Source organism: Blastococcus sp. KM273128 (assembly GCF_021698975.1).
Lineage (GTDB): Bacteria > Actinomycetota > Actinomycetes > Mycobacteriales > Geodermatophilaceae > Blastococcus.
In genome coordinates, this window is the sequence record NZ_SSXA01000011.1 from 21,974 (window position 1) to 45,926 (window position 23,953).

At 75.8% G+C, this 23,953-nt stretch carries 27 protein-coding genes and 1 pseudogene; 11 read left to right on the top strand and 17 right to left on the bottom strand.

The window, feature by feature from the left end; genetic code table 11:
* Positions 1-176: 176 nt before the first annotated feature.
* Positions 177-902, bottom strand: a complete 726-nt coding sequence (locus E9529_RS05275) for an alpha/beta hydrolase (protein WP_308195253.1) — start codon at positions 900-902, stop codon at positions 177-179.
* 26 nt (positions 903-928) lie between these two features.
* Here E9529_RS05275 and E9529_RS05280 point away from each other — a divergent pair, with 26 nt between their 5' ends.
* Both E9529_RS05280 and E9529_RS05285 read left to right on the top strand, forming a co-directional pair.
* Positions 929-2,356, top strand: a complete 1,428-nt coding sequence (locus tag E9529_RS05280) for an NAD(P)/FAD-dependent oxidoreductase (RefSeq protein ID WP_236830072.1) — start codon at positions 929-931, stop codon at positions 2,354-2,356.
* 70 nt (positions 2,357-2,426) lie between these two features.
* On the top strand, positions 2,427-3,749 hold the full coding sequence (locus E9529_RS05285; RefSeq protein ID WP_236830073.1) for a DUF2254 domain-containing protein: 1,323 nt from the start codon (positions 2,427-2,429) through the stop codon (positions 3,747-3,749).
* Between the two features lie 73 nt (positions 3,750-3,822).
* Here the strand turns inward: E9529_RS05285 and E9529_RS05290 are convergent, their stop codons facing one another.
* Positions 3,823-5,118, bottom strand: coding sequence for an erythromycin esterase family protein (locus E9529_RS05290; RefSeq protein ID WP_236830074.1), 1,296 nt, complete (start codon positions 5,116-5,118; stop codon positions 3,823-3,825).
* A complete protein-coding gene (locus E9529_RS05295; protein WP_236830075.1) occupies positions 5,111-6,238 on the bottom strand; it encodes a glutamate--cysteine ligase in 1,128 nt (375 codons plus the stop codon). The genes E9529_RS05290 and E9529_RS05295 overlap by 8 nt, the downstream gene beginning before the upstream one ends.
* A gap of 186 nt (positions 6,239-6,424) precedes the next feature.
* Between E9529_RS05295 and E9529_RS05300 the strand changes: the two genes are divergently transcribed.
* Positions 6,425-7,351 carry a GGDEF domain-containing protein gene (locus E9529_RS05300; RefSeq protein WP_236830076.1) on the top strand — a complete coding sequence of 309 codons (927 nt, stop codon included), beginning with the start codon at positions 6,425-6,427 and terminating at the stop codon, positions 7,349-7,351.
* A gap of 13 nt (positions 7,352-7,364) precedes the next feature.
* On the opposite strand, the gene E9529_RS05305 is transcribed toward E9529_RS05300, so the two are convergent.
* Positions 7,365-8,171, bottom strand: a complete 807-nt coding sequence (locus tag E9529_RS05305) for an SDR family oxidoreductase (RefSeq protein WP_236830077.1) — start codon at positions 8,169-8,171, stop codon at positions 7,365-7,367.
* A gap of 75 nt (positions 8,172-8,246) precedes the next feature.
* On the opposite strand from E9529_RS05305, the gene E9529_RS05310 reads away from it, so the two are divergent.
* Genes E9529_RS05310 through E9529_RS05320 form a run of 3 tightly spaced genes read left to right on the top strand, consistent with a single transcriptional unit; the run spans position 8,247 to position 10,329 of the window.
* On the top strand, positions 8,247-8,882 hold the full coding sequence (locus tag E9529_RS05310) for a CAP domain-containing protein (RefSeq protein WP_236830078.1): 636 nt from the start codon (positions 8,247-8,249) through the stop codon (positions 8,880-8,882).
* Entirely contained in the window at positions 8,875-9,753 is an 879-nt protein-coding gene (locus E9529_RS05315; RefSeq protein ID WP_236830079.1) for a YhjD/YihY/BrkB family envelope integrity protein, read from the top strand. Before E9529_RS05310 ends, E9529_RS05315 begins: the two co-directional genes overlap by 8 nt.
* A 39-nt stretch (positions 9,754-9,792) precedes the next feature.
* The gene (locus tag E9529_RS05320; protein ID WP_236830080.1) at positions 9,793-10,329 is read left to right on the top strand and encodes a DinB family protein; all 537 of its coding nucleotides are present in this window, start codon (positions 9,793-9,795) and stop codon (positions 10,327-10,329) included.
* A 16-nt stretch (positions 10,330-10,345) separates the two neighbouring features.
* Here the strand turns inward: E9529_RS05320 and E9529_RS05325 are convergent, their stop codons facing one another.
* On the bottom strand, positions 10,346-11,296 hold the full coding sequence (locus tag E9529_RS05325) for a hypothetical protein (protein WP_236830081.1): 951 nt from the start codon (positions 11,294-11,296) through the stop codon (positions 10,346-10,348).
* Positions 11,297-11,418: 122 nt separating this feature from the next.
* Positions 11,419-11,886: an ArsI/CadI family heavy metal resistance metalloenzyme gene (locus E9529_RS05330; RefSeq protein ID WP_236830082.1), complete on the bottom strand. Its 468-nt coding sequence runs from the start codon at positions 11,884-11,886 to the stop codon at positions 11,419-11,421.
* A gap of 130 nt (positions 11,887-12,016) precedes the next feature.
* Between E9529_RS05330 and E9529_RS05335 the strand changes: the two genes are divergently transcribed.
* From E9529_RS05335 to E9529_RS05345, 3 genes are read left to right on the top strand one after another with little or no spacing between them, the layout of a single operon-like run.
* Positions 12,017-12,355 carry a metalloregulator ArsR/SmtB family transcription factor gene (locus E9529_RS05335; protein WP_236830083.1) on the top strand — a complete coding sequence of 113 codons (339 nt, stop codon included), beginning with the start codon at positions 12,017-12,019 and terminating at the stop codon, positions 12,353-12,355.
* Entirely contained in the window at positions 12,352-13,476 is a 1,125-nt protein-coding gene (gene arsB / locus E9529_RS05340) for an ACR3 family arsenite efflux transporter (RefSeq protein WP_308195254.1), read from the top strand. The genes E9529_RS05335 and arsB overlap by 4 nt, the downstream gene beginning before the upstream one ends.
* Positions 13,473-13,880, top strand: coding sequence for an arsenate reductase ArsC (locus E9529_RS05345; protein ID WP_236830084.1), 408 nt, complete (start codon positions 13,473-13,475; stop codon positions 13,878-13,880). Before arsB ends, E9529_RS05345 begins: the two co-directional genes overlap by 4 nt.
* Here the strand turns inward: E9529_RS05345 and E9529_RS05350 are convergent.
* From E9529_RS05350 to mgrA, 8 genes are all read right to left on the bottom strand, one after another.
* On the bottom strand, positions 13,864-14,415 hold the full coding sequence (locus E9529_RS05350; RefSeq protein WP_236830085.1) for a DUF4334 domain-containing protein: 552 nt from the start codon (positions 14,413-14,415) through the stop codon (positions 13,864-13,866). The genes E9529_RS05345 and E9529_RS05350 overlap by 17 nt on opposite strands.
* Positions 14,412-14,624, bottom strand: coding sequence for a DUF4177 domain-containing protein (locus tag E9529_RS05355; RefSeq protein WP_166534856.1), 213 nt, complete (start codon positions 14,622-14,624; stop codon positions 14,412-14,414). The genes E9529_RS05350 and E9529_RS05355 overlap by 4 nt, the downstream gene beginning before the upstream one ends.
* Positions 14,625-14,721: 97 nt before the next feature.
* Positions 14,722-16,803, bottom strand: coding sequence for a glycosyltransferase (locus E9529_RS05360; RefSeq protein ID WP_236830086.1), 2,082 nt, complete (start codon positions 16,801-16,803; stop codon positions 14,722-14,724).
* 68 nt (positions 16,804-16,871) lie between these two features.
* Positions 16,872-17,456: a hypothetical protein gene (locus E9529_RS05365; RefSeq protein WP_236830087.1), complete on the bottom strand. Its 585-nt coding sequence runs from the start codon at positions 17,454-17,456 to the stop codon at positions 16,872-16,874.
* Positions 17,444-18,040: a hypothetical protein gene (locus E9529_RS05370; protein ID WP_236830088.1), complete on the bottom strand. Its 597-nt coding sequence runs from the start codon at positions 18,038-18,040 to the stop codon at positions 17,444-17,446. The genes E9529_RS05365 and E9529_RS05370 overlap by 13 nt, the downstream gene beginning before the upstream one ends.
* Positions 18,037-19,278 carry a hypothetical protein gene (locus E9529_RS05375; RefSeq protein WP_236830089.1) on the bottom strand — a complete coding sequence of 414 codons (1,242 nt, stop codon included), beginning with the start codon at positions 19,276-19,278 and terminating at the stop codon, positions 18,037-18,039. The genes E9529_RS05370 and E9529_RS05375 overlap by 4 nt, the downstream gene beginning before the upstream one ends.
* Positions 19,275-19,565, bottom strand: coding sequence for a hypothetical protein (locus E9529_RS05380; RefSeq protein WP_236830090.1), 291 nt, complete (start codon positions 19,563-19,565; stop codon positions 19,275-19,277). The genes E9529_RS05375 and E9529_RS05380 overlap by 4 nt, the downstream gene beginning before the upstream one ends.
* A 55-nt stretch (positions 19,566-19,620) precedes the next feature.
* Positions 19,621-20,652 (bottom strand): L-glyceraldehyde 3-phosphate reductase, encoded by a 1,032-nt coding sequence (mgrA, locus tag E9529_RS05385; RefSeq protein ID WP_236830091.1) that lies wholly within the window; start codon positions 20,650-20,652, stop codon positions 19,621-19,623.
* Between the two features lie 96 nt (positions 20,653-20,748).
* Here mgrA and E9529_RS05390 point away from each other — a divergent pair, with 96 nt between their 5' ends.
* The gene (locus tag E9529_RS05390; RefSeq protein ID WP_236830092.1) at positions 20,749-20,916 is read left to right on the top strand and encodes a hypothetical protein; all 168 of its coding nucleotides are present in this window, start codon (positions 20,749-20,751) and stop codon (positions 20,914-20,916) included.
* 15 nt (positions 20,917-20,931) lie between these two features.
* Here the strand turns inward: E9529_RS05390 and E9529_RS05395 are convergent, their stop codons facing one another.
* Together E9529_RS05395 and nagB are read right to left on the bottom strand one after the other, a co-directional pair.
* Positions 20,932-21,102 carry a hypothetical protein gene (locus E9529_RS05395; RefSeq protein ID WP_236830093.1) on the bottom strand — a complete coding sequence of 57 codons (171 nt, stop codon included), beginning with the start codon at positions 21,100-21,102 and terminating at the stop codon, positions 20,932-20,934.
* A 66-nt stretch (positions 21,103-21,168) separates the two neighbouring features.
* On the bottom strand, positions 21,169-21,945 hold the full coding sequence (gene nagB / locus E9529_RS05400) for a glucosamine-6-phosphate deaminase (protein WP_236830094.1): 777 nt from the start codon (positions 21,943-21,945) through the stop codon (positions 21,169-21,171).
* A 63-nt stretch (positions 21,946-22,008) separates the two neighbouring features.
* On the opposite strand from nagB, the gene E9529_RS05405 reads away from it, so the two are divergent.
* Positions 22,009-23,178: a glycosyl hydrolase gene (locus tag E9529_RS05405; protein ID WP_236830095.1), complete on the top strand. Its 1,170-nt coding sequence runs from the start codon at positions 22,009-22,011 to the stop codon at positions 23,176-23,178.
* Positions 23,179-23,271: 93 nt separating this feature from the next.
* On the opposite strand, the pseudogene E9529_RS22945 reads toward E9529_RS05405, so the two are convergent.
* Positions 23,272-23,922, bottom strand: a pseudogene (locus E9529_RS22945) (SemiSWEET transporter); the annotation flags it as partial.
* Positions 23,923-23,953: the final 31 nt, after the last annotated feature.

Sequence of the window (23,953 nt, forward strand, 5' to 3'; positions counted from 1 at the left end):
ACCTCGCTCGGCGCGGGCCCCTGAAGCGTGGCCGTTCCAGCACGTCACCTCGCTCGGCGCGGGCCCCTGAAGCGTGGCCGTTCCAGCACGTCACCTCGCCGGGGGCGGACCGCGTGGTGTGGTGGTGGACCTCGCGGTGTGCGGCGGGGTGGGGCGTGCGCGGCGGGGTCGAGGTGTCAGAGGGCGCGGATGACCGCCGCGAGCTGCGCCGGGTGGGTCTGCACGACCATGTGCGCCGCGCCCGGCAGCTCGACCAGCCGGCCCTCCGGCGCCGCCCCGGCCACCCGCGCCGCCCAGTCGGCCGGGCACAGCGCGTCGCGTTCCCCGCGCACCACGACGACCGGCGCGGTGACGGCGGCCAGCCGCTCCTCGATGGCGTCGGGCGAGGCGGCCCGCCACAGCGCGCGCATCGCCCGCGGCCCGGTGCGCAGCCACTGCCCCACGACCAGCGGCACCTGCCACCAGGGCTCGGCGAGCGCCGTGCGCACCCACCGCACGGCGAGCACCCGCAGCCGGCGCATCCGCGGATCGGTGGTCGGCCCGCACAGCACGACCCCCACCACCCGGGGGTCGACGGCGGCCGCGGCCACCACCTGGCAGCTCTGCGAGTGCCCGACCAGCAGCACCGGCCCCGGCGGCAGCGCGTCGACCAGCCGCCGCGCCAGCTCGTCGACCGCGGGCACCCGGGACCGCCGTCCCATCCCGGGCAGGACGACGACGTCGACGGCAACTTCTCGGCGCAACCTGCGCGCGGAACGTTCATCCAGCCCGAGACCGGGAACGAGAACGACGGACACCGATCGCGGCACCCCGGAGGGTCTACCGGCCCCGCCGCCGGACCGCGAACCGACCGGGGTCGACGCGCTGTGACGTGCATCTCCCGGGGTGCTCCCGACCGGCACGGGGCCGAGTGGAAGGATGAAACATCATGACGACATCACCAGCGCAGGCGTCCGCCCCCAGCGACACACCCGGCGGCCGGCCGCGCGTCGTCATCGTCGGCTCCGGGTTCGGCGGCCTCTTCGCCGCGCAGGCGCTGAAGAAGGCCCCGGTCGACGTCACGCTGATCGGCAAGACCGCCCAGCACCTGTTCCAGCCGCTCCTCTACCAGGTGGCCACCGGCATCCTGTCCGAGGGCGAGATCGCGCCGGCGACCCGCGAGATCCTGCGCCGGCAGAAGAACGCGCGCGTCGTCCTCGGCGAGGTCACCGACATCGACGTCGACGCCCGCACGGTGACCTCGGAGATCCTCGGCCGGCAGACCGTGCACCCCTACGACGAGCTGATCGTCGCGGCCGGCGCCGGGCAGTCCTACTTCGGCAACGACCAGTTCGCCGAGTTCGCCCCCGGCATGAAGAGCATCGACGACGCCCTGGAGCTGCGCGGCCGCATCTTCGGCGCGTTCGAGCTCGCCGAGATCGCCAAGGACCCGGCCGAGATCGACCGGCTGCTCACCTTCGTCGTCGTCGGCGCCGGCCCCACCGGGGTGGAGATGGCCGGCCAGATCGCCGAACTGGCGCGCCGCACCCTCCGCCGGGACTTCCGGAACATCAACCCCACCGGCGCGCGGGTCATCCTGCTCGACGCCGCCCCGGCGGTGCTGCCCTCCTTCGGCGAGAAGCTGGGTGACCGCGCCCGGCGGCAGCTCAACGACATCGGCGTCGAGGTGCAGCTCGGCGCGATGGTCACCGGCGTCGACGCCGACGGGCTGGAGGTCAAGGACTCCGACGGAACGGTCCGCCGCATCCAGGCCGCGACCAAGATCTGGGCCGCGGGCGTGCAGGCCAGCGGGCTCGGTCGCATCCTCGGCGAGCAGACCGGCGCCGAGGTCGACCGGGCCGGCCGCATCTCGGTCCAGCCCGACCTCACGCTGCCCGGGCACCCGGAGATCCACGTCGTCGGCGACATGATGGCGCTGGGCAAGCTGCCCGGCGTCGCCCAGGTCGCCATCCAGGGCGGTCGCTACGCCGCCGAGGCGATCGAGCGGCGGGTCGTCGGCAAGAAGCCGCAGGAGCCGTTCGAGTACTTCGACAAGGGCTCGATGGCGACCATCTCCCGCTTCTCCGCGGTCGCCGACATCGGCAAGTTCCAGTTCAGCGGGTTCATCGCCTGGGTGCTGTGGCTGGTCGTGCACCTGATGTACATCGTGGGCTTCAAGAGCCGGGTCACCACCGTGCTGCACTGGCTGGTCAGCTTCCTCGGCCGCGGCCGGTCGCAACGGGTGGCCACCCAGCAGCAGGTCTACGGCCGGCTCGCGCTCGAGCAGCTCGGCCCCCGGTGGGAGGTCTCCAAGACCGGCGGGCCGAAGGACATCGACCCCGCCGACGAGGACGTCACGCAGCGCGACTCCGCCTGAGCCACCACCCGGCCGGGGGAACGCCCTCCGGCCGGGCATCGTCCGGCCCCCACCGGGTAGCGGGTCGGGCGTGCCAGGACGACGAGGGCAGCGCAGCGCCGCCCGTTCCCGCGGTCCCCTCTGGGTCTGGCCCGCCGCGAGCGGGCTCGTCGCGGTGGCGGTGTCCTGGGCACTCGGCCAGGTGGAGCCGCGGAGCGGGTTCCTCGCCGGGCTCTGGCCGGCCGACACCAGCGCCGCCGGCACGCTGCTCCAGCTCGTCGCCACCACCGCGGTCACCATCGCCACGCTGACCTTCAGCATCACGATCGTGGCGCTCCAGCTGGCCTCCCAGCAGTTCTCCCCCCGCCTGCTGCGCGACTTCGTCCGCGACGGGGTCACCAAGCGGGTGCTGTCGGTCCTGACGGCGGCCTTCCTGTTCGCGGTCACCGGCCTGCGCGGCGTCAACTCCGCCCAGCCCGTGCCCACCCTGGTGCTGCTGGTCGCGGCCCTCCTGGGCGCAGCCTGCGTCGCCGCGCTGCTGGCGTTCATCAGCCACATGGTGCGGATGCTGCGCGTCGACACGATGATGACGCGGGTCCACGACGACACCCGGCGCGCGATCGAGACGTTCTACGGCCCCTACACCGGCCACGGGCAGCGCTCCCCCGACGAGCTGCGCCTGGAGTCGCGCGAAGGGCGGCCGGTGCACGCCCCCCGCAGCGGGTTCGTCGAGGTGGTCGACACGGACACCCTCGTGGAGGCGGCCCGCCGCCGGGACGCCGTCGTCCGCATCGAGGTCCGCCCCGGCGACATGATCACCATGGGCAGCCCGATCGCCACGACGTGGGGCGGGAGCGAGGACCTCGACGACGCCGTGCAGGCGGCGGTCGTCCTCAACAACGAGCGCACCATCGACCAGGACGCCGCCTTCGGCTTCCGCCAGCTGGAGGACATCGCGGTGAAGGCGATGTCCCCCAGCATCAACGACCCGGTGACGGCCGCGACGGCCATCGGCCACATGGGCGACCTGCTGGTCTGGCTGACCGGCCGGCACCTCGGCCCCACGCTGCACGCCGACGACGAGGGCACCGGCCGGGCGATCGTCCCCGACCGGGACATGAGGTACTACCTCGACCTGGCCTGCGGCCAGGTGACCCGCTTCGGCGGGAGCGAACCCACGCTGGTCACCGCGCTGCTGCGGATGCTCCGGGACGTGGCGACCGCCTGCCGGGACGACGAGCAGCGGGCCGAGGTCGCCCGGGCCGCCGACCTGGTCGCCGGGGAGCTCTCCCCGGACTGGAGCGCGACGGACGCCGGCAACGTCCGCCGGCACCGCGACCAGGTCACCGCGGCGCTCGAGGGCAGGCTCGTCGACGCCTACGCCGACCGGGCCGGGGAGACCCGCTCCATGTGAGCCCCGGCCCAGCCCTCGAGCGGGTGCGCCCCCGCGGGGAACGCCTTCCCCGGCGCCTGGTCGGCGTGCCCGGTCACTCGTCGAAGGCGGCGACGGGCACGTGCTCGTCGGCCCGCTCCAGGTGCAGCGGCTGCAGCGGCGTCGTCTCCTCCAGGTAGAGGAAGGCGTCGTAGCGCTCGCCCAGCACGGTGGGCACGTAGTTGCCCCACCGCTCCCGCTCGGGCCGGTAGACCACCCCGATGGCGCGGTGGTCCAGTTGTCGGTGCAGCCAGCCGGGCCGCTCGCCGCGCGGGTGGACGAAGAGCGCGTCCGCACCCACCGCGTCGTGCAGCAGCGCCTCCAGGCTGCCCGCCCGGGCGGGAGGCACGGCCATCCGCTCCATCTGGGCCCCCCACTCCCGCCCGGCGACCACGCCGCCGCGGTGGCCGCCGAAGCCGACGAGGACGACGTCGTCGGCGCCGTGCCGCTCGCGCAGCAGCTGCCCGACGTTGGTCATCCCGGCGCCGGCCATGTCGGTGGCCCGGGCGTCACCGACGTGCGTGTTGTGCTCCCAGACGACCGCCTTCGGCCCGGCATGGTCCAGCAGCCGGTCCAGGGTGTCGGCCATGTGCACGTCGCGGACGTTCCACGACTCCGCCGACCCGCGCACCATGGCCCGGTAGTACCGCTCCGCACCCACCACCACCGCCGCGTTCTGCTCGGCGGCGAACCGGGCGTCGGCCCCCGTGGCGGCCTCGGCCTCCCCGCGCCGCTCGCACAGCGAGCGCAGCAGGTCGACCGCCTCCTGCTCGCAGGAGATGGGCGCGAACCGGCTGGCGAAGGCGTACTCGGCACCGTCCTCGCCGAACGGCTCGAAGCAGGCGAGCGCCTGTCTGGCCTGCCCGACGTGGCCGGGCTCGTGCTCGGCCAGCCAGCCGACCAGCTCGTGCATCGAGTCCCAGAGGCTGTAGACGTCGATGCCGTAGAAGCCGACGCGGTCCTCCTCGGGCAGCCCCGCGTTGCGGTCGCGCAGCCAGCGGCAGAAGTCGACGACGTCGTCGTTGGCCCACATCCACGTCGGCCAGCGGGCGAAGGCGTCGAGCGCGTCGCGGGGATCCTCGTCGGCACCCGGCCGCAGCCGCACGCTGCGGTCCACCCGGTAGCAGTCGGGCCAGTCCCCCTCGACGGCCACCAGGTCGAAGCCGAGCTCCTCGACCAACCGCCGGGTCAGCGCCGCCCGCCAGGCGTAGTACTCGTGCGTCCCGTGGCTGGCCTCGCCGACGGCCACGACCCGGGCGTCACCGATGCGCTCCAGCAGGGGGTCCAGGTCCGCGGGGGTGCGCAGCGGCCGGGCCATCTCCCGGATCTGCCCGAGCGCCGGATCAGCCACGTCCACGTCCCTCCTCCACGACCGAGGCGGCGACCTCGCGCAGGTCGCCAGTGCGCCGCCACACCGCCCGCTGGCGCACCGCGGAGGTACCCCGGGCGAGGAGCCGCTGCACCAGGTCGCGCACCTCGTCGAGCTCCCCGCGGTCGGCGAGGTCGTCGGCGAGCTCGGCCAGCAGCGCCTCCACCGCCGTCCGGGCGTCGACGAGCACCCCGGCGACCGGGTCGAACAGCGACCCGGAGACCCCGTCGCGGGCCGCCCGCCAGCGCGCCGCCCGCAGCAGCTCCGTGCGCGGCTGCTCGAAGGGCTCGTCGCGCTCCGCCCGTGCGGCGAGGACGCGGACCAGGGACGCCGCCAGCGCGGCGTGCAGCACGGTGTCGTCGAGGTCGGTGCACACGTCGGCCAGCCGGAACTCCACGGTCGGCAGGTGCGAGGAGGGCCGCAGGTCCCAGTACAGGTGGGAGGCGTCCTCGACGACGCCGGCGGCGACCAGGCCGTCCACGACCGCGCGGTACCGGTCCGCGGAGCCGAGCGGCTCGGGGATGCCGGTGTGCGGCCACCGCCCCCACCACAGCGTCCGGTAGCTCTCGTAGCCGGTGTCCGCGCCGTCGTGGAACGGCGAGCTGCCGGTCAGCGCGAGCAGCACCGGCAGGTGGGCGCGGGCCCGGTCGATCACCGCGACCGCCGTGTCCAGGTCCGGCACGCCGACGTGCACGTGGCAGCCGCAGATGTCCTGCCGCCGGGCCAGGCCCGCCCACCGCCGCACCATGGCCTCGTACCGCGGCTCGGGGGTGATCACCTGATCGCGCCACCCGGCCGACGGGTGGGTCGAGGCCATCAGCAGCGCCGCCCCCGCGCTCTCCGCCGCGGCCCGCGCCTCCGCCCGGGTGCCCGCGAGCGCCGCCCGCACCTCGCCGAGTGACCGGCAGACGCCGGTGGCCGTCTCCAGCTGCGTGGTGGTGATCTCGGCGTGCAACCGCTCGCCGAGCTCGTGCCGCGCCGCGGCGGCGACCAGGTCCGGGCGGGGGGCGAGCGCGAATGTCCCGGGGTCGACGAGGTGGAACTCCTCCTCCACCCCGACGGTGGCGCCCGCGGCACCCGGACGACCGGCGGTGGACTGCACGCGCCCTCCTGTCCCGGGCAGCTCCCTGCGCGCACGGTACGGGCCCGGCGGCGGGGCCGCACCCCGCCGGGCGGCGCTGCGCGGACCACCCGGACGGGTCGTCTCCCCTCCCTGAGCGGCGCGTTGTCACCCACGACCCGCAGGATGGAGGGCATCGACCTCGGGGGGAGGACGAGGAGGAACTGGGTGCACAACGGACCACGGACGGCCGCGACCCTGCTGGCGGTGGTCTACGGCATCAGCGGTCTCCTCTGCTGGCTCGGCGCGGCGGCCCCCATGGACGACGCGACACCCGTCGGGCTGCTGTGGGCGCTCGGGGGGATCGGCCTGGCGATCGGTGCGGCGCTGCGATCGGCCGCCGGCCTGGTGCCGCCATGGCTGCTGCACACCGCCGTCGCCCAGCTCTCCGTGCTGATCGGCGTGGTCGCCTGGCGCTCCGCGACCCCCGTGGGCGTGGTCGGCCTGGGGCCCGCGCTGATCGCGGTGAGCCTGTACGCCGCGCACTTTTTCGGGCTCCCGGCCGCCCGGGCGCACGGTGCCCTCGCCGTGGTCTCCGGCAGCGTCGGCGCGTGGGCCGCCGAGCCGACGGGCTTCCTCTCCGCGTGGGTCGCCCTCGCCGTGTCGGTGCTCGTGCTGACCGAGGTGCAGGGGCGGCTGGCCCGGCAGCTGCGGAAGGCAGCGGCGACCGATCCGCTCACCGGCGTGGCCAACCGCCGCGCCTGGGAGGAGCAGGCCGCCGGGCACCTCTCCCGCGCGGCGCGCACCGGCGAACCGGTGACCTTCGCGATCCTGGACCTGGACGACTTCAAGGAGGTCAACGACCGGGAGGGGCACCGCGCGGGCGACGACCTCCTCCGCGAGCTGACCGCCAGCTGGCGGCGCCGGCTGCGGCGGGCCGACGTGCTGGGCCGGTACGGCGGCGACGAGTTCGTGCTCTGCCTGCCGGCGACCGACGAGCACGCCGCGTGGCAGCTCGTGGCGGCGCTGGAGGAGGTCCACCCCTTCACCTGGACCGCCGGGGTCGCCGCGGCGGCACGCGGGGACGAGCTCGCCACCGTGCTGGCCCGCGCCGACGCGCAGCTCTACCGGCGCAAGCGCAACCGGCTGGGCTGAGCCGCCACCCGGCTCAGCCGCGGCGCCAGTCGTCCGCGGCCAGGTGGGAGCCGGCCATCGGGCCCATCTGCAGCATCCCGCCGTCCACCGCCCAGGAGGCACCGGTGACGTACCCGGCACCCGGCGAGGCGAGGAAGGCGACGACGGCGGCGACCTCGCGGGCGTCGCCGGGCCGGCGCAGCGGGACGCCGGGGCGCTCGTGGCCGGGCGCGGTCGGGTCCTCGTCCTCCTGGCCGGTCATCGGGGTGGCGATCTCGCCGGGCGCGACGGAGTTCACGGTGATCCCGTGCTCGGCCAGCTCCAGCGCGGCCACCTTGGTGAGCAGGCCCAACCCGCCCTTGGCGGCGCAGTAGGCGGCCGCGCCGACGCGCGGCGCGTGCTCGTGCACGCTGGTGATGTTCACGATCCGCCCCCCGTTGCCGGCGGCGACCATCCGCCGCGCGGCCCGCTGCAGGCACAGGAAGGCGCCGTCGAGGTCGGTGGCAAGCACCTCCCGCCAGGTGGCGAGGTCCAGCTCCAGCAGCGGCGTGGAGTGGCCGGTGCCCGCGTCGTTCACCAGGACGTCGACGCCGCCGAGGGCGTCGGCCAGCTCGTCGACGACGTCGGCCGCGGCGGGCAGCCGGGTCAGGTCGAGGTGGCGGACCTCCGCCCGCCGGCCCAGCGCCCGCACCTGCTCGGCGGTCGCCTCGCCGGCGTCGCGGTCGCGGTACCAGGTGGTGCCGACGTCGCAGCCCTGCTCGGCCAGGGCCAGCGCGACCGCCCGCCCGATGCCCGACTCCGACCCCGTGACCAGGGCGACCCGCCCGCTGTTCCCCGCCATGGCGGCGACGCTAACGATCCCGTGACAGCCGCGCACCGCGACGGCTCCCCCGGCGTCGCCGGGTAGAGGAGGGGCATGACCGCCACCCGGCCGCTGCTCGCCCGGCTCCTGCTCGCGTCCACCGTCCTCGTGCTGCCCACCACCGGGTGCGTCGTCGTCGACACCTCCTCCCCCGGAACGGGCACCGGGTCGGGCACCACGCCCGCGCCCGACGAGCCGCCGTCGGCCGAGGAGGGCGACGCCGCCGAGCGGATGGCCCGCGCCGTCTTCGATCGGGTGAACGACGAGCGGGAGGCGCGCGACCTGGCCCCGCTGGAGTGGGACGAGTCGCTGGCGGGCGTGGCCCGCGACTGGAGCGAGCAGATGGCCGCCGACGACCAGCTGCGGCACCAGGACGTCCGCGCGCTCCTCGACCGGGAGGAGCTGAGCGGCTTCGCCGGGATCGGGGAGAACATCTTCACCGCGTCCGGGTCGGTGCCGGCCGGGGCGGCGCACGCCGGGTGGATGCGCTCGGACGACCACCGGGTCAACGTGCTCAACCCGGGCTGGAACCGCATCGGCGTCGGTTTCCACTGCGCCCCGGACGGCTCGGTGTGGGCGACCCAGCAGTTCGGTCGCACCGCGGGCGCCGACCTCCCGCAGGTCAGCCAGGAGACGCCGCCGCAGGAGCCGATCGCCCGGCCGGAGGAGGACGGGCCCGCCTGTGGTTGAGGCCGGGGAGCGCGTCCGGCAGCTCCGGCGCCGGCTGGGCGAGGGCTACCGGCGGGTGCCCGAGCCCGTCCGGCGGTTCGTGTCCTGGCTGCGCAGCCCCGAGTTCCTGACCACGAGTGCGAGCCTCGCGTTCTACGCGATGGTCTCCCTGCCGCCCATGGTGCTGCTCGGCTTCTGGGTCGCCGGCCTGGTGGTCGACGACTCAGCGCTGCAGGACCTCGGCACGCAGGTGAACGACCAGGCGCCGGACCAGCTCCCCGTCGCCGACGTGCTGCGCGCGCTGATCGACGTGGCCGGGCAGACGGGGCCGGTCGCGGCGGTCGCGGCGATCTGGCCGGCGACCACCTACGGCGCGGCCCTGGCCCGGGCGTTCAGCGCCGTGGCGCCGGAGACCGAGCGGCGGATCCGCGGCTGGAAGGGGCGGGTGCTCGCGCTGGCGATCATCGCCGTCCTGCCCCTGGCGGTCTTCTCGGGACTCGCGGCGCTCTACCTCGTGCCGCGGCTGCTCGGGTCGGGGGCCGCGCTGCGGCTGGCCATGGGGCTGGGCGCGCTGCTCCTGCTCGGCCTGGGCATCGGGCTCGTCTACACGCTGTTCCGCCTGTGGGAGACCCGGGTCGGCGACGTCGTCGTCGGGGCCGCGACCGCCACCGGGCTGGTGGCCGTCACCACCGGCGGGTACCTCGTCTACCTCGAGCACGCCGACTTCACCGCCCGCTACGGGACGACGGCGCTGGCGACGGCGGTGCTGCTGGGCCTGTGGCTGCTGCTGGGGAACGCCGCGCTGATCGCCGGCTACCGCGTGGTGGCCCGCCGGGTGCACGCCCGGCGCCGGGCGACCGGGACCGCGGGAACCGTCGTACCCCGCGCCTAGCGTCCCGGGTGACACCCGGCCCGGCGGAAGGCGGCAGCCATGACCACCGACACCCCCGTCTCCAGCGGTACCCCGGATCGCGAGCGCGCCGATCTGCTCGAGACGCTCGCCGCGCACCGGGGGTTCCTGCGCTACACGGTGCGGGGCCTCACCGACGAGCAGGCCCGGCAGCGGACCACCGCGAGCGCGCTGAGCCTCGGCGGGCTGGTCAAGCACGTGGCCGCCACCGAGGCGCGCTGGGCCCGCTTCGTCGTGGAGGGCACCGCGGCGATGGCGCCGCCGGGTGATGCCGCCGGCGCGGACGCGTGGACCGACGGCTTTCGGTTGCTCCCCGGCGAGACGCTCGCCGGCGTGCTTGCCGACTACGCCGAGGTCGCGCGGCGCACCGACGACCTCGTGCGCACCCTGCCCGACCTGGATGTCGCACACCCGCTGCCGGAGGCGCCGTGGTTCGAGCCGGGCGCCACCCGCTCGGCGCGGCGCGTGTTCCTGCACATCGTCGCCGAGACCGCCCAGCACGCGGGGCACGCCGACATCCTGCGGGAGTCCCTCGACGGGCAGCGGACCATGGGCTGAGCGCCGGACGGGTCGGTCAGCCCCCCTCGAGCTCCCGGAAGCGGGCCAGGGCGCGGTCGCGGGCCTCGGCCGCCTCGCCGGCGTCCCGCTCGGCGGCGGCGCGGCGGCGCTCCTCGCGCCGGAGCGCCGCCGCGGCGTCCCCCGCCTGCCGCTCCGCCTCGGCCAGCTCGTCGGCCAGCTCCTCGACGCGGGCGCGCAGCTCCTGCTCCTGTGCGGCGAGCTCATCGGTGGCGCGGCGGTGCTCCGCGAGCACCTCGTCGGCGTCCCGGGCGGCCGCCTCCGCCCGGTCGGCCGCCTCCTGCGCGGCGGCCAGTTCCCGCTGCCGCTTCTCCTCGGCGGCCCGGCGGCGCTCCTCCTGCTCGCGGGCCCGCCGGTCGGCCGCCGACTCCCCCGCCGGCTTCCGCGGCGCGGCGGTCTTCGCCGGGCGGGCGGCGGGGCGCTCGGTCCGCTGCGGGCGGGGCGGGTGCACCAGCCGCAGGTCGGGCCGGGCGACCGTCGTCCCCAGGCCGCTGTAGGACATCGGCGAGGTGAGCCGGCCGGTGAGCAGCGCCCGGCCGGCGTCCGGGTCCGACATCGCCGCGCGCAGCGTCTCCTCGACCTGCGTCGCCACCGACGTGCTGACCGGGTGGCCGGCGGCGTGCGCCAGCGCCCGCGCCTGCCGGGTCAGTGCCGTCAGCAGCTGGCGCCGCTGCACGTCGAGGGCCCGGAGCTGGTCGCCCGCCAGGCCCTCCTGCGCCTCCCGGAGCAGGTCGCCGAGCTCGACGAGGCCCTCGATCTCGGCGCGCTGCCCGCGGACGAGCAGGTTGCAGGCCCAGGCGGCGGCCGAGGCCTTGGGCAGCGCACCGATCTCCTTGGCCAGCGCCTTGTCACCCGCCGCCTTCGCCTCGTCCTGGCGCTGCGTGCGCAGGGCGACGAACTCCTCGGGCGGGACGGCGTACAGCTCGTCGGCCACCTCGTCGAAATCCACGGCCGGCATCCTGCCCGCCCGTGTCGATCAGGTCACCTGATCGACACGGGTCCTGGCTCAGGATCGGTGCTGAGCCAGGACCCGGTGGGGTGAGCCAGGAACGGCGCGCCGCCCGGTCCGCGTCAGCAGCAGGCGGCGGCCGGCTGGGCGTCCGCCCGGCAGCAGCTGCCGTCGCCGGCGACCTCCGTGAGCTCGGGCTCGGTGTGGCCCTCCAGGTCGGGGCGCGCGTCGGCCGTGACGGTGTAGACCTCCCACGGCTCACCGCCCGGGCCGGTCACCCACACCTTGTCCTGGACGGCGTAGCAGCAGGTGGTGGCGTCCTCGACCCGCGTCGCCAGCCCGGCGTCGGCCAGCCGGCCGGTCGCGGCGCCGACCTCCTCGGTGGAGGAGACCTCGACGCCGAGGTGGTCCATGCGGGTGGGCTCCCCCGCCTCGCCCTCGAGCAGCACCAGCTTCAGCGGCGGCTCGGAGACGGCGAAGTTGGCGTAGCCCGGCCGCCGCTTGGCGGGGACGGTGCCGAACAGCCGCGAGTAGAAGTCGACGGCGGCGTCGAGGTCGGCGACGCGGAGGGCGAGCTGGACACGGGACACGGGGACCTCCTGGGACGGATGACATAGACAGGCGTCGATGTCTGAACACAAGGTGGACACCGTTCATCGATGCTTGTCAATACGATGCCCATCGTTACGATGGCGGTCGACATCCCACAGAGGAGCACCGATGAGCGACCCGGCCCTGGCCTGCTGCACCCCGTTGTCCGGCACCGCGATGTCCGCCGAGCAGGCCGAGCAGGTCGCGCCCCTCCTCAAGGCGCTGGCCGACCCGGTCCGCCTGCGACTGATGAGCCTCATCGCCTCCAGCGCGAGCGGCGAGGCCTGCGTCTGCGACCTGAACGACGCCTTCGACCTCACCCAGGCCACGATCAGCCACCACCTGAAGGTGCTGCACTCCGCCGGGCTGCTGGACCGGGAGAAGCGCGGGGTGTGGGTCTACTACGCCGTCCGGCCCGCCGCGCTGCGCGCCGTCGCCGGCCTCTTCGAGACGGCGGTGCCCGCGTGAGTGACGCCGTCCGGGAGACCGCCCGCCCCGATGCCCCGGCCGATGCGCCCGTCCTGCAGAAGCTCTCCACCCTCGACCGGTTCCTGCCGGTCTGGATCATCGCCGCGATGGCGCTCGGGCTGGCGCTGGGCCGCTGGGTGCCCGGCCTGGACGACGCGCTGAGCGCGGTCGAGGTGGGCGACGTCAGCCTGCCGATCGCGATCGGCCTGCTGCTGATGATGTACCCGGTGCTGGCGAAGGTCCGGTACTCCGAGCTGGACCGGGTCACCGGAGACCGGAAGCTGCTCGGCGCCTCGCTGGTGCTCAACTGGCTGCTCGGCCCGGCGCTGATGTTCGCCCTGGCGTGGCTACTGCTCCCGGACCTGCCCGAGTACCGGACCGGGCTGGTGATCGTGGGGCTGGCCCGCTGCATCGCGATGGTGCTGATCTGGAACGACCTGTCCTGCGGTGACCGCGAGGCCGGCGCCGTCCTGGTGGCGATCAACTCGGTGTTCCAGATCCTCGCCTTCGCCCTCCTGGGCTGGTTCTACTTGCAGGTGCTGCCCGGCTGGCTGGGGCTGGCCACCACCTCCGCAGAGTTCAGCTTCTGGGCGATCGTGCTCTCGGTGCTGGTGTTCCTCGGCATCCCGCTGCTGGCCGGCTTCCTCACCCGCACGGTCGGCGAGCGCCGCCGGGGCCGCGCCTGGTACGAGGGCACGTTCCTGCCGCGCATCGGCCCGGTCGCCCTCTACGGCCTGCTCTTCACGATCGTGATGCTGTTCGCGCTGCAGGGGGACGCGATCACCTCCCGGCCCTGGGACGTCGCCCGCATCGCCCTGCCGCTGCTCGCCTACTTCGTCCTCATGTTCGGCGGGTCGTTCCTGCTGGGCATGCGGCTGCGCCTCGGCTACGCGAAGACGGCGACGCTCGCCTTCACCGCGGCCGGCAACAACTTCGAGCTCGCCATCGCCGTCGCCATCGGCACCTTCGGCGTCACGAGCGGGCAGGCGCTCGCCGGTGTCGTCGGCCCGCTCATCGAGGTGCCGGTCCTGGTCGCGCTCGTCTACGTCTCGCTCTGGGCCGCCCGCCGCTGGTTCCCCGGCGACCCGACCGTCCCCGCCACCACCAGGAGCACCCGATGACCGCCAGCGTCCTGTTCGTCTGCGTGCACAACGCCGGCCGCTCGCAGATGGCCGCCGGCTGGCTGCGCCACCTCGGCGGGGACGCCGTCGAGGTCCGTTCGGCCGGCTCGCTGCCCGGCGACCAGGTCAACCCGGCCGCCGTCCAGGCCATGACCGAGGTCGGCATCGACATCTCCGACCAGCGGCCCAAGGTGCTCACCACCGACGCCGTCGAGGCCTCCGACGTGGTGATCACCATGGGCTGCGGCGACGCCTGCCCGGTCTTCCCCGGCAAGCGCTACCTGGACTGGCCGCTCGACGACCCGGCCGGCCAGGGCGTCGACGCGGTGCGGCCGATCCGCGACGAGATCGAGCAGCTGGTCCGCGGGCTGCTCGCCGAGCTCGCGGTCAGCCCTCGCGCCTGAGCAGGAAGAAGAAGGGGTCGGGCAGGCCGCGCAGGTCCATCAGGCCGAGCAGGGTGTCACTGCCCACCCGCTTGAAGACGTCGACGATCGGCAACCGGTCGTAGAGCATCGCCGCGGTGACGACGCCGCGGTGCTCCACCGCGCGCAGCCGGGCCTCCGGGCGCCGCGTGGTCAGCAGCGGCCGGACGGCGGTGAACGCGAGACGGGCGGGCGTGCTGTGCGCCGCTGCGGGCCACCTGCGCAGCACGCCCACCGGGACCGGCGCCGGCCGCACCGGTCGCGGCCCGGAGCGCGTGGCGAACAGCAGCGGGTGCGTGGTCTCGGCGTCGAGGAACTCCTTGCCCCACCAGCCGTAGGCCTCGAGCAGGCCGTCCAGCGGCGACCCGGTGGGCAGCCCGCTCCCCCGCCACCGGCCGGTCATCTCCTCGACCGCCACCGGCCGGGCGACGTCGAACATCGCGAGCGCCTCGTCCCGCGGGATGCCCCGGGACGCCCGCGCGAGCCACTGGTCGGCGCCCAGGAACTCCTGCGTCATGCCACCGGGCGCTCGAAGGTGACCAGCACGCCGTCGACGCCGCCGGGACCGATCCGGCCCTTGACCTCCACCGAGGTGATCGCCTTGAGCTGCCAGCCCTTGCGGGCGTGGTCGTTCAGCACCTTCTCCAGCTTGCCGCCGGACATCTTGCCGCCGATCAGCCCCTCGCGGATCTCCTCGACCTTGTACTCGTAGCGCGCGGCTGCCATGGGTCCTCCGTCCTCTCGCCCGGTCGGTCGCCCGCCAGCCTGCCGCGCCCGCCCGGTGGCGTCGAGCCGGACGGCCCGGGCTGCGCGCGGCGCGGTCTCACCGGCCGGCGTTCCCACCGCCGGCGCTGGCCAGGCGGCGCTCCAGCTCCGGGGTCAGCAGCGGGATGGGCCGGGTGTCGTCGTCGAGCGGCGGGCGCGGGACCGGCGAGACGAACGGGCTGCGCACCGCAGCGGCCACCGCGTCCGGGTTGACCGAGGCGGCCGGTACACGGGTTGCGACGAGGGCCGGCGCCTCCACCGCGAGCGGGGTGACCTCGGTGGCGGCCCAGCGGGCCGCCCCGGCGCCGAACGCCGTCGCGGACAGCGCGGCCAGCTCCCGCCACTGCCGGCCGGTGAACTGCAGGCGGTGCACGTCGTCGGCACGGGACCGGACCACCGCGCGGAAGACGACGTGCGCGGCGCGGTCGGGCACGCGGATGCCGAGCTCCACCTCGGCCCCGACGGCGGCGGCGACCCCGCGGACGCGCACCTGCGCGCCCCCGAGCGAGACGTCGACCAACCGGGCCGGGACGCCGTCCACGACGGCCGGCAGCGCGGCCGGGAACCGGTGCCCGTCGCGCCGCTCGGCGGAGAACCGCGGATCGCGGATGCGGCGGATGCCGGCGACGACGAAGCCCAGCGTGGTCGCCACCCAGAACACCGGCACCAGCGTGGTGGCGCCCGGGCCGTGCGCGACCGGCGTCCAGCCGGCCAGGCTCGCGGCCGTGAAGAGCAGGCTCCCGGCGAGGACGGCGGCGAGCACGAGCAGCACGGCCGGCACCCGGGCGCGGGTCCGCTCCGCCCCCGTGCGGCCCTTCGCGGTGACCGTGAAGCGGCCGGTGCCGCGCAGCACCAGCGAGAGCGTGGCGGCCAGGTTGGAGGGCAGCCGGACCACCTCGAACAGCAGCGAGAACCGCGCCGGGGCGAACCCGCGGGACAGCAGGGCCAGCGCGACCTGCTGCAGCAGGAACGGGACGCCGGCCATCACCGCGAACAGCGCCGGCGGCGCGTCCACGGGGAACACCCCGGTGACCAGCACGGCCACCGGCACGAGCGCCAGCCCCAGCGTCCGCCACGAGTCGAACCACGCCGACAGCGAGTAGAGGTAACCCAGCCGCTGCCGGGGCGTCAGCCCGGGCGCGGTCAGCGGGTTGTCGTGCCGCAGCACCTGCATCGCGCCGCGGCCCCAGCGCCGGCGCTGGGCGTAGAAGGCAGCCGGGCTGCCCGCCGCCAGGCCCCGGGCGAGCACCTCGTTGTGGTACGCGCTCCGCCAGCCGGCGCGGTGCAGCTTCATGGTCGTGTGGAAATCCTCGGTGAGCGACTCGGTGGCCACGCCCCCGATCTCGCGCAGCGCCCGGGCGCGCAGGACCGCGTTGGTCCCGCACCAGAACGCCGCACCCGCGTGGTGCTTGCCGGCCTGGATCACCCGGTAGAACAGCGACTCCTCGTGCAGGTCGACACCCGGGCGCAGGTGCTCGAAGGAGCTCGTGTTGTAGAAGTGCTGCGGCGTCTGCACCAGCGCCAGCCGGTCGTCGGCGAAGTAGGGCAGCGTCCGGGTGAGGAACTCCGGGTCGGGCACGTGGTCGGCGTCGAACACCGCGACCAGGTCGGTGCGCACTAGCGCCAGCGCGTGGTTGAGGTTGCCCGCCTTGGCGTGGTCGTGCTCGGGGCGGCTGACGTAGCGGGCGCCCAGCGCGGTCACCATCTCCTCGACCTCGAGCCGGTCGCCGTCGTCCAGCACCCAGGTCTCGTGCTCCCCCTCCATCGCCAGGCAGGCGGCGACGGTGGGCAGCAGCACGTCCAGGTGCTCGTCGTAGGTGGCGATCAGCACGGTGACCGACGGCGGCGGCCCGGGACGGGCCGGTGGCACGGCGGCCGGGCGGACGTCCCAGGTGGTCATCACGAACAGCACGAGGGCGATGCCGCCGTAGAGCTCCAGCCCCAGGAACGGCACGCCGAGCCACAGCGCCGGGCCCTCGGGCAGGGTCGCCAGCAGCCGCCAGGTCAGGTAGCCGGCGGTGGCCACGACGGCGGCGACGGCCACCGCGCGCACCACGAGCAGCCGCGCGGCGCTCTCCGGCGCCGGGACGGCGTCCCGGGTCCTGCTGGGGCGGCCCAGCGCCGCCCGGTCCGTGCTCACGCGGAAGGCATCGACACGCGGACCGGCCGGGCACATCCCCCCGAGGGGTGAGGCCCGGGCCCGCGCGGTCAGCCGCTGAGACGGAGCCCCGCGGCCGTCCGGTCGGCCATGTCCGCCAACTGGTCGCCCTCGTGCAGCAGCGTCCAGGCCATGACCAGCTCGACGCCGCCCGGCACGCCGTCGGCCTCGACCGCGCCCGGCGGTGCCACCAGGTGGCTGACGCTCTCGACCAGGAGGCCCCGGCCCGGACCCGCCGCCTGCCGCGCCACCCGCCGGACGCGCAACGCCGGGCCGGCCGGGAGCGGGACCAGGTCCACGGCAGGAGGAGCGAGGCCGCGCCCGGCAGTGGCCCGCTCCTCGTCGGCGAGCCCCGGCAGCCCGGTGGTCAGCCGGTACCGGTCCGCGCGGAGGGTCGCCAGGACGCCGTGGGCCGGGTCGGGCACCCAGAGCGCGGCCAGGTCCGGCGGGCCCTCGCGGAGCGCGGCCCCCAGCAACCGCAGCTGCGCACGCAGCCGGGCCGCGTCCCGCCCGCGGGCACCCAGGTCGGCGCAGACCTCCCGGGCCCACCCGGCGACGGAGCCGGACCGGGGCAGCCACACCCACCCCCCGTCGGACGGCTCGACGGAGTAGCCCCAGCCCGTCACGGGAGCCACCGGAAGGAGCCCGCGACCGCGTCGAAGAGCGCGGTGAGCGGGTCGAGCAGCACCAGCAGCGGCGTCGAGAAGCTCAGCAGCACGAAGCCGCCCCCGGGCACCGGGTGGTGGTACTGGGCGACCGCCGTCTCGACCCGGCGGCCGTCCGGGGCCGGCACGGGCACCCGGCGGCGCCGGCGGGCCACCGGGCCGCAGGCCAGCTCCACCACGTCGGCCTGCTCCCCCGGGTTCGCCGCGGCGAGGAACGCGGCCTCCTCCGCGCCGGCCCGGTCGGCGACCGGCGGGACCACCCCCACCGCCAGGGCGCAGGCCAGGGGCGCGGCGCCCTCCTCGAGCACCGGCAGGTGCACCTCGACCGTGTGGCTCTCCACCCGCGCGGCGACGGCGTCGAGCAGCACGCGGGCGACCTGGGGCATCAGCCGGTCGCGGTCCGGGCGGCCCCGGGTGACGGCACGGGCGATGCGGCGGACGTCGGCGTCCCGCTCCGCGTCGTCCAGGACCCGGATCCGCGCCCAGTCGCCGGGCACCGCGAACGTGAAGTCGCGCGGCCGGACCCCCACGTCCTCCCGCAGCACGGCGGTCACCGGCCCACCCGGACCGGGGCCGGACCGGGGCCGGCGAAGGCGTTGGCGGCGGGGACGGTGCCCGCGGCGTTGGCGAACAGGGACGCGCCCTCGGCGCGGGCGGCGCGGGAGAGGCCGGCCTGCACCTGCGGTGCGGCCGTCGCGGCCGGGGGGAGGACGGGCGGCGGGCCGGCGACGGGATCGCGCCACAGCCCCGACCGGCGGTACGCCTCGGCCCACTCCCCGCGGGTGGGCAGCCAGCCGCGCGGGTCGCGGGCCCGGGAGGTGAGGGCGGCGGCCCGTCCGGGGGACGCGGCGACGCGGGAGGCCCTCGTCGCCTCCAGCCGGGTCATCCCCGAACCACGCAGGTGCGTGATGAGCGACGGGCGGGCCAGCCCGCGGGTGCCCGTGGCCACCGCCCGGCCGGCCAGCGCGAAGGCGCGACCGGCCCCGAAGGTCAGCACACCGGCCAGGTCCCAGAGCACGGCGTCCAGCCCCGCCCGGCCGCTCACCAGCAGCACCGTGTTGCCCATCAGCGACACGGCGCCCGCGAGCACGGCCAGCGCGGCGAACGGCGCGGCGAACGGCTGCAGGCCCGGGATCGCGCCGAGGAAGAAGGCCACCAGCCCGAGGGCCCCCGACACGAGCCCCGCGCACCGGGTGACGACGGCGACCACGTCCAGGACGTCGTCCCAGAAGCCGTCCGCGAGGTCGTCGGCACCGAGGACGTCATCGATGGCGTCGGCGGCGGTCTCCCCCGCCGCCCGCCACTCGGCCTCCAGTGGTGCCAGGTCCTCCTCGGCCGCCCGGATGACCCCGGTGGCCGCCGCGGAGTCGTCGTTCGCCCGGCGCTCGGCGACCGGGTCGGGCTCCGGCTGCGCGGCGGCCCGTTCGCGGGCCCGCCAGGCGGCGTCCCGGGCCTCCGCGGCCTCCTTGGCGCGGGCCAGGACGACGTCGGCGCGGGCCTGCACGTCCTCGAGCCGGCGCGCGTAGCCGTCCAGGGCCGCCGCCGTCCCCTCGTACCGGGCGAGCGCCTGCTCGATCGTGCCGGCCACCTCGGCCGTGCGCTCCCGGAACGCCCGGCCGGCGTCGGAACCCCACGCGGTCGTGCTGCCGTGGATCTCGCGGAGCGCCGTCGCCGCCGTGGTGATGGCCTCGGCCGTGCCGGCGTACCGCCGCGCGAGCCGGGCGATCTCCCCGGCGTTCCCGCCGACCGGGTCCGACGGGCGCAGCGGAGACCAGTCCCGCGGGCGGCTCACCGCTCACCGGCCAGGGCGGCGACCAGCTCGGTCTCGATCCGCTCGTAGAGCTCCGCGGCGTCCTGCGCGGCCTGGCCCAGCCCCGTGATGAGACCGGCCATCTCGGTGCGCCGGCGGTCCCAGCCGCTGCCGAACTCGCGCAGCCGCTCCCGCAGCCGGTCGTGCGCGATGACGTCACGGCCGACGTCGGCGGCGTCCCGCGCGCCGTCGAACGCACCGTGCACGACCAGCAGCGCCCGCCCCGCGTCGCGCAGGACCGCCGTCTCCACCTCCAGGCCGTCACCCACACCGCGGACCCTAGGCAGGAACCGCCCCGCGCCGGAGCGGTTGTCCACAGGCGGCTCAGGCGGTGCGCGGGCCCTCCCACAGGTCGATGCCGGCGTCGACGGCGTGCCGGTCGATCGCCGCGAGCTCGTCGTCGGTGAACTCCAGGTTGCCCAGCGCACCGACGTTCTGCTCCAGCTGGGTCACGCTGCTGGCCCCGATGAGCACGGTGGTCATCCGCGGGTCGCGCAGCGCCCAGGCCAACGCCATCTGGGCCAGCGACTGCCCGCGCTCGCGGGCCAGGCCGTCGAGGGCGCGGACGTGGGCGAGCGCCTGCTCGGTGAGCAGGTCGGGCGAGAGCGACTTGCCCTGGCTGGCCCGCGACCCCTCCGGCACCCCGCCGAGGTACTTGTCGGTGAGCATGCCTTGGGCCAGCGGCGAGAAGGCGATACAGCCGGCCCCGACGTCGTCGAGCGCGCCCAGCAGGTCCTCGCGCTCGATCCAGCGGTTGAGCATCGAGTACGAGGGCTGGTGGATCAGCAGCGGCGTGCCGAGGTCGGCGAGGATCTCCGCCGCCCGGCGGGTCTGCTCCGGCGAGTACGACGAGATGCCGGCGTAGAGCGCTTTCCCGGAGCGGACGGCGGTGTCCAGCGCGCCCATCGTCTCCTCGAGCGGCGTCGTGGGGTCGGGCCGGTGGCTGTAGAAGATGTCGACGTACTCCAGCCCCATCCGGCGCAGCGACTGGTCCAGGCTGCTCAGCACGTACTTCCGCGAGCCCCCGCCCTGCCCGTACGGCCCGGGCCACATGTCGTAGCCGGCCTTGGTGGAGATGACCAGCTCGTCGCGGTAGGGCCGGAAGTCGTCGGCCAGGTGGCGGCCGAAGTTGGTCTCCGCGCTGCCGTAGGGCGGGCCGTAGTTGTTGGCGAGGTCGAAGTGGGTGACGCCCAGGTCGAAGGCCCGCCGCAGGATGCCCCGCTGGCGGTCGAAGGGGACGTCGTCGCCGAAGTTGTGCCACAGGCCCAGGCTGAGCGCGGGGAGGTCCAGCCCGCTCCGCCCGGTGCGGCGGTAGGTCATGGAGTCGTAGCGGTCGTCGGCTGCGGAGTAGGCCATGCGCCGATCCTGCGGCACCGCCGCCGCACGCGCCGCACCGCCCCGGAAGGGCTACCGCACTAGGGTGGGCACGTCCGCCCTGCTCCGGAGGTCACCGTGCTGCTGCGCGTGCTCGGATTCCTACTGGTCGCGTGGCTCGTGCTCTCGCTGGTCGGCGCGGTGCTCGCGGTGGTCGAGGGTCTGTTCTGGCTGCTGGCCGTCGGCGTGCTGCTCTTCCTCGGCACCGCCGCCTACGGCCGGCGCAAGCGCGACCACCGCGTCTGATCCCCGCGGCGGGGATCAGTCCCCGTCGGCGTCGCCCCCCGCTCCACCGGCGAGGGGGTGCGGCTCGCCCACCGGGACGGCGGGCGGCGCGCCGGGCGCGTACCGCTCCGCCACCTGGTCCGCGGGCTCGACGCGCACCCCGGACTCGAGGGCGTCCAGGTCGATGGCGTAGCGGTTGCCGGTCATGGCACGACCTTCCCGCCGAGGGGACCGTTCGTCGAGACCGGCCGCCGGACGGCCGCGCGCCCGGCGTCAGGAGCCGCCCGGCCGGTGGGCCCAGGTGTGGCGGTAGTAGTCGGCCAGCCGCAGCCGTGCGGCCGCCGCCTCGTCCAGGTAGGCCCCGGCCCGCGGGTGCAGCTGCAGCACGGAGGCGGGGCACATGCTGCTGAGTGGGCCTTCCACCGCGGCCGCAACGGCATCGGCCTTGGCCCTCCCCAGCGCGACGAGCACCAGCTCCCGCGCCTCCAGGATCGTGCCCAGCCCTTGGGTGAGGCAGTGCACCGGCACCTCCTCCGGGGAGGCGAAGAAGCGCGCGTTGTCCGCCCGCGTCCGGGGGGCGAGGGTCTTGACGCGGGTGCGCGAGGACAGGGACGACGTCGGCTCGTTGAAGCCGATGTGCCCGTTGGCGCCGATACCGAGGATCTGCACGTCGATGCCACCGGCCGCCTCGATCCTCCGCTCGAAGCCGGCCGCCGCCGCGACCAGCTCGGCCGCGCCGCCGTCGGGGACGTGCACCCGGGCGGGGTCGAGCCGCAGAGGCTGGACGACGGTGCGCCGCAGGACCGAGGCGTAGCTCTGCGGGTGACCCGGCGGGAGCCCGACGTACTCGTCGAGCCCGAAGCCGCGGATGCCGGAGACGTCCAGCTCCCCGGCGGCGACCTGCCGGGCGAGCTCGGCGTAGAGCCCCAGCGGCGAGGAGCCGGTCGCGAGACCGACCACGGCGTCCGGGCGCCGGCGGACCGCCTCGGCGATCCGCCGCGCCGCGACCCGGGCGACCTCGTCGGGCCCGGGGAGGATGACCACCTCCACCGGCCCAGGATCCCACCGTCGTCGATCGCTTCAGCCGCGGTGCCCGGCGTCCGATGGGACGGTGTGCGACGACTGCCGGCCCTCACCCTCTCCGCCCTGACCACCACGGCCCTCCTCTCCGGGTGCGGGACGGCGGACGACGGCGCCGCCGACGCCGGGCCGGTCTGCTCGGCGGCGGAGCTGGCGCGGCCGGGCGCGGGCGACGGCGTCTACCTCGGGGTGAACCTCGACTGGGGCGACCGCACGCTCGCCGAGCACTCCGCCGCGCTGGGCTCCCGCCCCGCCGCCGCCGTCTCCTTCTCCGGCTTCCCCTTCTCCCCCGCCGACGAGCGCAACCTCGACGCCGCCGTCGAGCAGGTCCGGGGCGAGGGCGGCCTGCTGCTGCTCACCCTGGAGCCGCACGGCGGGCTGGCCGCCGTCACCGAGGAGGTGTCCGAGGCCCTGGCCGGGCGGCTGGCCCGCTACAACGAGCGGGGGGTGCCGGTGGTGGTGCGCTTCGCCCACGAGATGAACGGCTCCTGGTACCCGTGGGGCCAGCAGCCGAGCGCCTACGTCGAGGCGTTCCGGCGGGTCGCCGCCGCCGTCCACGCGGGAGCACCGGGCTCGGCGGTCATGTGGGCACCGAACTACGGCGGCGGCTACCCGTTCACCGGCGGCGCGCACGCGGCGGCCGCCCCCGGCGACGTGGCCGCGCTCGACACCGACGGCGACGGGACCGTGTCGGCCGCCGACGACCCCTACGCCCCCTACTGGCCGGGCGAGGACGCCGTCGACTGGGTCGGGATGTCGCTGTACCACTGGGGCGACAGCCACCCGTGGGGCGAGAACGAGGTACCCGAGGCCGGCAAGTTCGTCGCCCAGCTGACCGGCAGCTACGCCGGGCGGGGCGGGGACGACCGGGGCTTACCGGACTTCCACGCCGAGTACGGCGAGCGGTACGGCAAGCCGGTCGCCGTCCCGGAGACCGCGGCGTTCTTCGCCCCCGGCGGTGGTGGCGCCGACGAGCTGGCCGTCAAGCAGGCCTGGTGGCGGCAGCTGTTCGAACCGGGGCTGGCGCAGCGGCTGCCCCGCCTGGCGATGGTCAACTGGTTCGAGTGGGCCAAGGACGAGCCGGAGGTCGGCGGCCGCGTGGACTGGCGGGCGACCGGCTCCGCACCCGTGCGCGACGCCTTCCGCGCCGACCTGCCGGAGTGGGCACTGGATGCCGGCGACGTCCCCCGCTGCGGCGGCTGACCCGGCCGCCGGCAGCAGCGCCCGCCGGGCGCGCAGCATCCCGCAGACGACCAGCGAGCAGCACAGCCCGACACCGGCCGAGAGCCACACCGCGGCCTGGTCGAGGCACCAGCCGTAACCGGTCCACGCGGCGCAGGAGCCCGAGCCGAGCCACCACCGCGCCGGCGAGAGCCCGGAGAGGTCCTGCGTGCGGTCGCGCAGCAGGCTGACCGGCTGCGGCAGCGCGGCCGCCGCGCCCACCACGGAGGCCACCCCGCCGAGCAGCGCCGCTGCCGCCGCCGGATCGGTGCCGAGCAGCGCGGCGCCGGCGAGCACGCCCCCGGCCAGCGCGGCGAGGACGGCGGCGCTCGGCGCGGTGCGCAGCAGCACGCGCGGCGCGCGCAAGCGGGGCTGGGTGAGCAGCAGCGCCACGAGGACGGCGGCGTTGCCCGTGCCGACGACGGCGTTGGTGACGATCTGCACCGGATCGCCGGAGAGCAGGCCGAAGGCGAGCCAGGAGAGGTTGAGCGCGACGGCGAGCCAGGCGCTGGTGGGCGAGAGACCGAGGGTGCGGCGGTGCCGGCAGGAACGCCAGACCTGGGGCCAGACGACGGCGATGCTGAGGGTGGCCGCGAGGATGCCGAGAACGGCGGACATGGTGGAGCGGGGATCCGTTCGGAGTCGGTGCGAGGAGCGGGCACCGGGCACGAGCTGCGGGACGCTCGCCGATGAGCGGCAGGGGCCGGCGGTGACCGGGGACGTCATCGGCGTTATGCATCCGTGATCGGAACGTGAT

Bases quoted from the DNA above. Each gene is read 5' to 3' on its own strand.
- mgrA (WP_236830091.1), bottom strand. From the start codon at position 20,652: ATGGCCTACTCCGCAGCCGACGACCGCTACGACTCCATGACCTACCGC.
- E9529_RS05345 (WP_236830084.1), top strand. From the start codon at position 13,473: ATGACCGCCAGCGTCCTGTTCGTCTGCGTGCACAACGCCGGCCGCTCG.
- E9529_RS05350 (WP_236830085.1), bottom strand. From the start codon at position 14,415: ATGACGCAGGAGTTCCTGGGCGCCGACCAGTGGCTCGCGCGGGCGTCC.
- E9529_RS05355 (WP_166534856.1), bottom strand. From the start codon at position 14,624: ATGGCAGCCGCGCGCTACGAGTACAAGGTCGAGGAGATCCGCGAGGGG.
- E9529_RS05280 (WP_236830072.1), top strand. From the start codon at position 929: ATGACGACATCACCAGCGCAGGCGTCCGCCCCCAGCGACACACCCGGC.
- E9529_RS05320 (WP_236830080.1), top strand. From the start codon at position 9,793: ATGACCACCGACACCCCCGTCTCCAGCGGTACCCCGGATCGCGAGCGC.
- E9529_RS05310 (WP_236830078.1), top strand. From the start codon at position 8,247: ATGACCGCCACCCGGCCGCTGCTCGCCCGGCTCCTGCTCGCGTCCACC.
- E9529_RS05395 (WP_236830093.1), bottom strand. From the start codon at position 21,102: ATGACCGGCAACCGCTACGCCATCGACCTGGACGCCCTCGAGTCCGGG.
- E9529_RS05305 (WP_236830077.1), bottom strand. From the start codon at position 8,171: ATGGCGGGGAACAGCGGGCGGGTCGCCCTGGTCACGGGGTCGGAGTCG.
- E9529_RS05335 (WP_236830083.1), top strand. From the start codon at position 12,017: ATGAGCGACCCGGCCCTGGCCTGCTGCACCCCGTTGTCCGGCACCGCG.